The organism is Thorsellia kenyensis (assembly GCF_042432445.1).
Lineage (GTDB): Bacteria > Pseudomonadota > Gammaproteobacteria > Enterobacterales > Thorselliaceae > Thorsellia > Thorsellia kenyensis.
Genome location: NZ_JBHLXE010000108.1, coordinates 279,439 through 286,001 on the forward strand (window position 1 = coordinate 279,439; position 6,563 = coordinate 286,001).

Consider the following 6,563-nt stretch of genomic DNA (forward strand, 5'->3'; position numbering starts at 1 on the left):
ATTTCTACACTACATTAATCCAGCTAATTGTGGTAGGCCGATGATTAATGCAGGGAATATTGAGATAAGAATGATAATCAATACATGACTTAATAAAAATGGCAGTATTGCTTTAGTGATTTTTTGGATAGGTTCTCCCGAAATTCCCGCTGCAACAAATAGTACAAGACCCATAGGTGGTGTAGCTAAACCGATAGATAAGTTAACACACATTACAACACCAAAATGAACAGGGTCAACACCAGCAGCGATTAATGCAGGCCCAAAGATAGGAGCGAAAATTAGAATAGCAGGGCCAGCATCAAGGAACATACCTATGATAAATAACAGTAAATTCACTATTAAGAATAAAACAATTGGGTCACTTGAAATCCCGTTGAAAAATTGAGTCACAACTTTTTCGACACCAGAAAAGCTGATCGCTGATGCGAAACCTGTAGCTGCTGCCACAATAATTAACACTGCAGCTGCATTTACTGAAACTTTAGCGAAAAGTGCGTAGGTACTTTTCAGGTTTGTGGTTCTCATGATGAATACAGATAAAACAATTGAGAACAGAACAGCGATTGCAGCCGCCTCGGTAGGAGTAAATATTCCACCGTAAATACCACCTAAAATAATTACTGGGGTTAAAAGGGGTAAGAAAGCCAATTTAAAACTCTGCCATCTGTCTTTTAACGGCGCTCTTGCAATCATTTCTACTTCAGGATATTTTCGCATTTGTATGCGGTTAACTATCATTAAGCCTACACACATAAGTAATCCAGGAACAATTCCGCCCATAAACATAGCGGCAACAGATGTCTTCATGGTAAATGCATAAATTAACATGATCCCTGATGGGGGAATTATGGTCCCTAAGACGGTTGAAGCAGCAGTTAAAGCTGCAGCATAGCTCTTATTGTATTTATATTTTACCATCTCAGGAATAAGCATATTACCTATTGCAGAGGTTGCTGCTACGGAAGAACCTGTTAATGCCCCAAAAATCGTAGCGGTAAGAATAACAACATGACCTAATCCACCTTTCATGTGTCGTACACATGTTTGAGCGAAGTTAATAATTCTAGTGGTAATACCACCGCTAGACATACACTCACCAGCAAGCATGAAGAATGGTAGCGCCAAAAGTAAAAAATTATCTAAGCCGGAGTAAGTTCTTCCATAAAGTACACCGATGAATTTGGACTTATCAGCTTCAAAAAAAGCTATCATTGGCGATAAGCCAAGGGCAAAAAGAACAGGTGCGCCGATTGCTAAAAAGATTAAAAAATAAAGTAAAAATAGTGGTGAAATCATAAGAGGTATCCTTTTAATCAGTCAGTTGATTTTTCTATAATATCGACTGTTTCACTTTCATAATGCTTTTGGATGGTTTGTTTGTCTGAAAAAAGAAGGTGAAGACAAATGAGTAATTTTTCCAAAGCTGCAAAGCAGGTCAACCCAAAGAAAATAGGTGCAATACCATAAAGCCAAAACATTTTAATTGGTAAACTATCCGCCGTTACATTACCTTTTAAAAAATGTTGGTAACCAAAATAAATCCAGACACTAAAAGTAATTATGGCAATGATGTGAGTTAAAAACATTAAAAGTACGTGGAGTCTGGTGCCTTTAATTAAGTCTGTAAATAGCGTCATTGCAATATTTTGATTGGCGAGATAAACCATCGGCAAACAGAGGTATGTCATATAGATCATTAAAAATCTTGATACTTCATCTGTCCAATCTAAAGGCATATTTAAAATGTATCTGAATCCAATCTGGCAAATGACAATAACTGTCATTGCCAGTAATAATACCCCACTTAATTGCGCAAAAAATTTCGCAACGGGATGATTTATTTTCCCTAATATATTTGCAGTTTTAAGTAACATAATTTCTCCATACTTAACTAATTCAAACTTAGTATTCAGTATTTTATTTCATTGTTTAAATAGTCGAATCAAAATTATGTAGTCAACGTCAAGTTATTGCAGGTGACTAATAATTAACCGAAAAGAGTAATGCGATATTTCGTAGCGCTATGATGAAATAAAAGCATATGTAAAGTCTACAATTATTTAACTAAAATGTGACATCAAGCGTGTTTTTGTTAATAATGCGTTAAGAGTGTAAAGAATAATAGACGAACAAGAGATGTTTAATCTTGTTAACATACATAGAAAAGTTTTAGAATCGAGAGTATTTATAAATGAGAGCAAAAAGCGTCTATAAGTTAAATTCAAAAAGAAAAACCCCACATGTGTGGGGTTTTATTAAGACTTGAATACTATAGACGAATTACATCATACCGCCCATACCACCCATACCGCCCATGCCACCCATACCGCCGGCCATGTCAGCTGCATTATCAGATTTTGGTAAATCTGTAATCATACACTCTGTAGTAATCATAAGACCAGCAATTGACGAAGCGTATTGTAGAGCAGAGCGAGTCACTTTAGTTGGGTCTAAAATACCCATTTCAATCATATCACCATATTGTTCAGTCGCAGCATTATAGCCTTGGTTGCCTTTAGATGATTTGACTTGGTTTACAACGACAGATGCTTCTTCACCTGCGTTCGTTACGATTTGGCGAAGAGGTGCTTCCATCGCACGTAAGGCAACTCGGATCCCAACAGTTTGATCTTCATTTTCACCCGTTAAGTGCGCTATTGAAGCAGCTGCACGGACAAGAGCAACACCACCTCCTGGTACTACACCTTCTTCAACGGCTGCGCGTGTCGCTTGAAGTGCATCTTCAACGCGTGCTTTTTTCTCTTTCATTTCTATTTCAGTAGCGGCACCGACTTTAAGAACAGCAACTCCACCAGCTAATTTAGCTACGCGTTCTTGTAATTTTTCTTTATCGTAGTCAGATGTTGCTTCTTCGATTTGTTGACGAATTTGTGCCACGCGACCTTTGATATCAGCATCATCACCGATACCATCAATAATTGTTGTATTATCTTTATTGATTACAACGCGTTTAGCTTGACCTAAATCGTCTAGTGTTGCCTTTTCAAGTTCTAAGCCTATTTCTTCTGAAATTACAGTCCCTTTAGTTAATACTGCGATGTCTTGAAGCATCGCTTTGCGGCGATCGCCAAAACCAGGTGCTTTAACTGCTGCAACTTTAACAATACCACGCATAGTATTAACAACAAGAGTAGCTAAAGCTTCACCTTCAACATCTTCAGCGATAATAACAAGTGGTTTACTTGCTTTAGCAACAGCTTCTAATATAGGAAGTAATTCACGGATGTTACTGATTTTTTTATCTACAAGAAGAATGTAAGGAGAGTCTAATTCAACAAGACCAGCTTCCGGTTTATTGATGAAATAAGGTGAAAGATAACCGCGGTCAAATTGCATACCTTCAACGACATCCAATTCATCTTCAAGTCCAGTGCCTTCTTCAACTGTAATAACACCTTCTTTACCTACTTTTTCCATAGCTTGAGCAATTAAAGTACCCACTGTTTCATCTGAGTTTGCAGAGATAGTCCCTACTTGGGCAATTGCTTTAGTATCTTCACATTTAACAGAAAGTTTTTTCAACTCTTCGACTGCAGCAACTACAGCTTTGTCTATACCACGTTTTAAATCCATAGGGTTCATACCAGCAGCAACAGCTTTAAGACCTTCTGTTACGATAGATTGAGCAAGAACAGTCGCTGTTGTTGTACCATCACCTGCCGCATCATTCGCTTTAGAGGCTACTTCTTTTACCATTTGAGCGCCCATATTCTCAAACTTGTCTTCTAGTTCAATTTCACGAGCAACTGACACACCATCTTTTGTGATAGTAGGAGAACCAAAAGATTTATCTAATACGACGTTACGTCCTTTAGGTCCTAATGTCACTTTTACTGCATTTGCAAGTATGTTTACGCCATTTAACATTTTGATGCGAGCATCGTTTCCAAATTTAACATCTTTAGCTGCCATGTTATTTCCTTTTAATAATAAGTTTTAATGAGTTAATGACTAAAATAGTTGTCTACTATTTATGGTTTGAATCAAGTTGAGAATTGAAATTACTCAACAATCGCTAAAATATCGCTTTCTGATAAGATTAAAACTTCTTGGTTATCAATTTTTTCAGTTTTAACACCATATCCATCATTAAAAATAACGGTATCACCAACTTTTACATTCATAGGCGCAGTTTTACCATCATCAAGTAAACGGCCAGCACCTACTGCGATAACTTTACCACGGGTAGATTTAGCTGCCGCAGAACCGGTTAGAACAATTCCACCTGCTGATTTAGACTCAACTTCAAGACGCTCAATGATAACGCGATCATGTAAAGGACGAATTTTCATGAATAATGCTCCTATATTAAAAAGATTTAAGTTAAATAAAAACGATTCAACACCTATCAAAGGTAGTTAAATACGAAGATATTCGTATATCATCAAAGATGATTACACGCATTTGTAAAGGTAATTTGAACTACCACTGCTTGAAATGTTGGGATCAAATAGAAAACTTCAAGGGGACAAGTAAAAAATAATTTTAATTTTTTTATTCTTAATGCTATCTTTTGAGGGAAGTTAGCAGACAAAGGATGTTTAAGCAATAGAAATAGTAACCGAACAAGTATATTAACTGACTTGAACTATTAACATAATCGTTTCAGACCATTTTCATCGTAAGGCAGAATCTATGTTTGATTTATTCTCTACCACTATGTTACTTTTTTTGATTTTAGATCCTCTCGGTAATCTTCCGATTTTCATGTCAGCGTTGAAATATTTAGATCCCAAAAGAAGGCGAATTATAGTTATTCGAGAACTAATGATAGCTCTTTTTGTGATGCTACTTTTTTTATTTGCCGGTAATTCTATTTTAGGCGTATTGAATTTAAGACCCGAAACCGTTTCAATTTCGGGGGGGCTTATATTATTTTTGATTGCAATAAAAATGATCTTCCCTACATCCGAAAACAATAGTTTAGGATTAAGAGTTGGAGAGGAGCCATTTATTGTCCCACTCGCTATCCCTTTAGTTGCTGGGCCATCGATACTTGCGACTTTGATGCTGCTTTCTAATCAAAAATCAACAGATATTTCTAATTTGGTGATCGCACTATTGGTCGCTTGGGCTCTCTCTGCAATTATTTTATTGATGTCGAATGTCTTACTTAAATTGCTGGGTAGTAAAGGAATCAATGCCTTAGAACGCTTAATGGGGCTTATTCTTATTATGATATCCACACAAATGTTTTTAGATGGCATTAAAACCTATTTTTTGGCTTGGACTTCTTAGTTTAGAATTAAGTCATTTGGCTGTAACATCTTACGCGATTATGTAAGAGAAATTTATTATGGTATTATGCCATTAAAAAGTAGAGTGCAACGATTGCCTGAACTGCAAAACGCTAGCACTGGCGAAGGCAGTTTAGCTATGTTATTGTGAAAAAGTTTGCAGTCATGATGGGTCATCTCCTTGGTGACGACGGGTTGATAAATAATTTCAAGTCCAAGAGCCCTGGCCGCAGTCATAATGCTTGATGCCGTAGCCTGATTCTCACCAAGTTCATAATCAGGTAGGTTAATAATGACACTTTTAAAACCTGCATTCGCGACATGTTGCATATCATTGGGTTCAAGTGCCGAGTGAACAAATAAAGTTTCAGTCAATTGCAACAAATTAGGTAATGAGTTATTCATAAAAAACACCTTAAATATTTTTAGGGGGATGTGGCGTTTTGATTAAGGCCTTATGTAATGAAAGCCTTGTGCTTGTAATAGAGCTAATTGGTAAACTCCTGAAGAAATGACACAAGCCCTTTTGATTAACTGGTTGGATTGAAGATTCATGCCATTTAAAGAGTTTTGACAAGCTAGAAGCTCCACATTCTTTGGTAAAGCCTCCCAATCGGTGTTCACTTTTTTTTCACTATTTTGCACAAGCGTTTTAACTGCATCACTATTGAAAACAACACAAATTTTAACATTGTCATTAAATCCAGGATGACATTTATCTTCTGTGTTTTGTATTTCTTTAATCAAGTTTTTAATGTTTTTGAAGACTATGTTTTCTCGTGTTAATTCTGCACTGTGAAATACGATTTTCATTAAGGTAACCCTCCAGAAAAGATAAAACTCAGAAAAATTCTTTTGAATAATGTTCAATTGGGTTCAACACTTTCTTTTAAACTATCATGAGGATAGTCAGCTTTTCATATCAAAATCACAAAAGATTAATTGGTATTTTTATATAAGTAACCCCATTATCTTCAGCTGGTGGCATTTTGCCTGCTCTAATATTCACTTGCACCGAGGGAAGTATTAATACGGGCATAGGCAAAGTTTTATCTCTTGCTTCACGTAAGCTGACAAACTGTTCTTTAGTTGTTCCCTCTTTGACATGAATACTATGTGCCTTTTGTTCTCCAACTGAGGTATGACAACAAGGAACTCTAACGCTAGGAGGATAGTCATGGCATAAAAAAAGTCGTGTTTTGTCGGGAAACCTTAATAATTTTTGTATTGAACCGCCTTTCCGCGTGTGCTGTGAACGTTAACTATTAGGAAGTTAACTTGCTGTATTTGAGATGGTGGTAG

Annotated in this window: 7 protein-coding genes; 1 reads left to right on the top strand and 6 read right to left on the bottom strand. The window is 36.4% G+C overall.

Annotation, left to right across the window (positions count from 1 at the left end; genetic code table 11):
- Positions 1–9: 9 nt before the first annotated feature.
- From ACFFIT_RS12530 to ACFFIT_RS12545, 4 genes are all read right to left on the bottom strand, one after another.
- Positions 10–1,299 carry a TRAP transporter large permease gene (locus ACFFIT_RS12530; protein WP_385878142.1) on the bottom strand — a complete coding sequence of 430 codons (1,290 nt, stop codon included), beginning with the start codon at positions 1,297–1,299 and terminating at the stop codon, positions 10–12.
- Positions 1,300–1,316: 17 nt separating this feature from the next.
- On the bottom strand, positions 1,317–1,877 hold the full coding sequence (locus ACFFIT_RS12535) for a TRAP transporter small permease (RefSeq protein ID WP_385878144.1): 561 nt from the start codon (positions 1,875–1,877) through the stop codon (positions 1,317–1,319).
- Positions 1,878–2,283: 406 nt separating this feature from the next.
- On the bottom strand, positions 2,284–3,936 hold the full coding sequence (gene groL, locus ACFFIT_RS12540) for a chaperonin GroEL (RefSeq protein ID WP_385878145.1): 1,653 nt from the start codon (positions 3,934–3,936) through the stop codon (positions 2,284–2,286).
- A gap of 89 nt (positions 3,937–4,025) precedes the next feature.
- Positions 4,026–4,316 carry a co-chaperone GroES gene (locus ACFFIT_RS12545; protein WP_385878146.1) on the bottom strand — a complete coding sequence of 97 codons (291 nt, stop codon included), beginning with the start codon at positions 4,314–4,316 and terminating at the stop codon, positions 4,026–4,028.
- A gap of 343 nt (positions 4,317–4,659) precedes the next feature.
- Here ACFFIT_RS12545 and ACFFIT_RS12550 point away from each other — a divergent pair, with 343 nt between their 5' ends.
- The gene (locus tag ACFFIT_RS12550; protein WP_385878148.1) at positions 4,660–5,262 is read left to right on the top strand and encodes a YhgN family NAAT transporter; all 603 of its coding nucleotides are present in this window, start codon (positions 4,660–4,662) and stop codon (positions 5,260–5,262) included.
- Between the two features lie 56 nt (positions 5,263–5,318).
- On the opposite strand, the gene ACFFIT_RS12555 is transcribed toward ACFFIT_RS12550, so the two are convergent.
- Entirely contained in the window at positions 5,319–5,666 is a 348-nt protein-coding gene (locus tag ACFFIT_RS12555) for a protein tyrosine phosphatase family protein (RefSeq protein ID WP_385878150.1), read from the bottom strand.
- A gap of 42 nt (positions 5,667–5,708) precedes the next feature.
- Positions 5,709–6,074, bottom strand: a complete 366-nt coding sequence (locus tag ACFFIT_RS12560) for a DsrE family protein (RefSeq protein ID WP_385878152.1) — start codon at positions 6,072–6,074, stop codon at positions 5,709–5,711.
- Between the last annotated feature and the right edge of the window lie 489 nt (positions 6,075–6,563).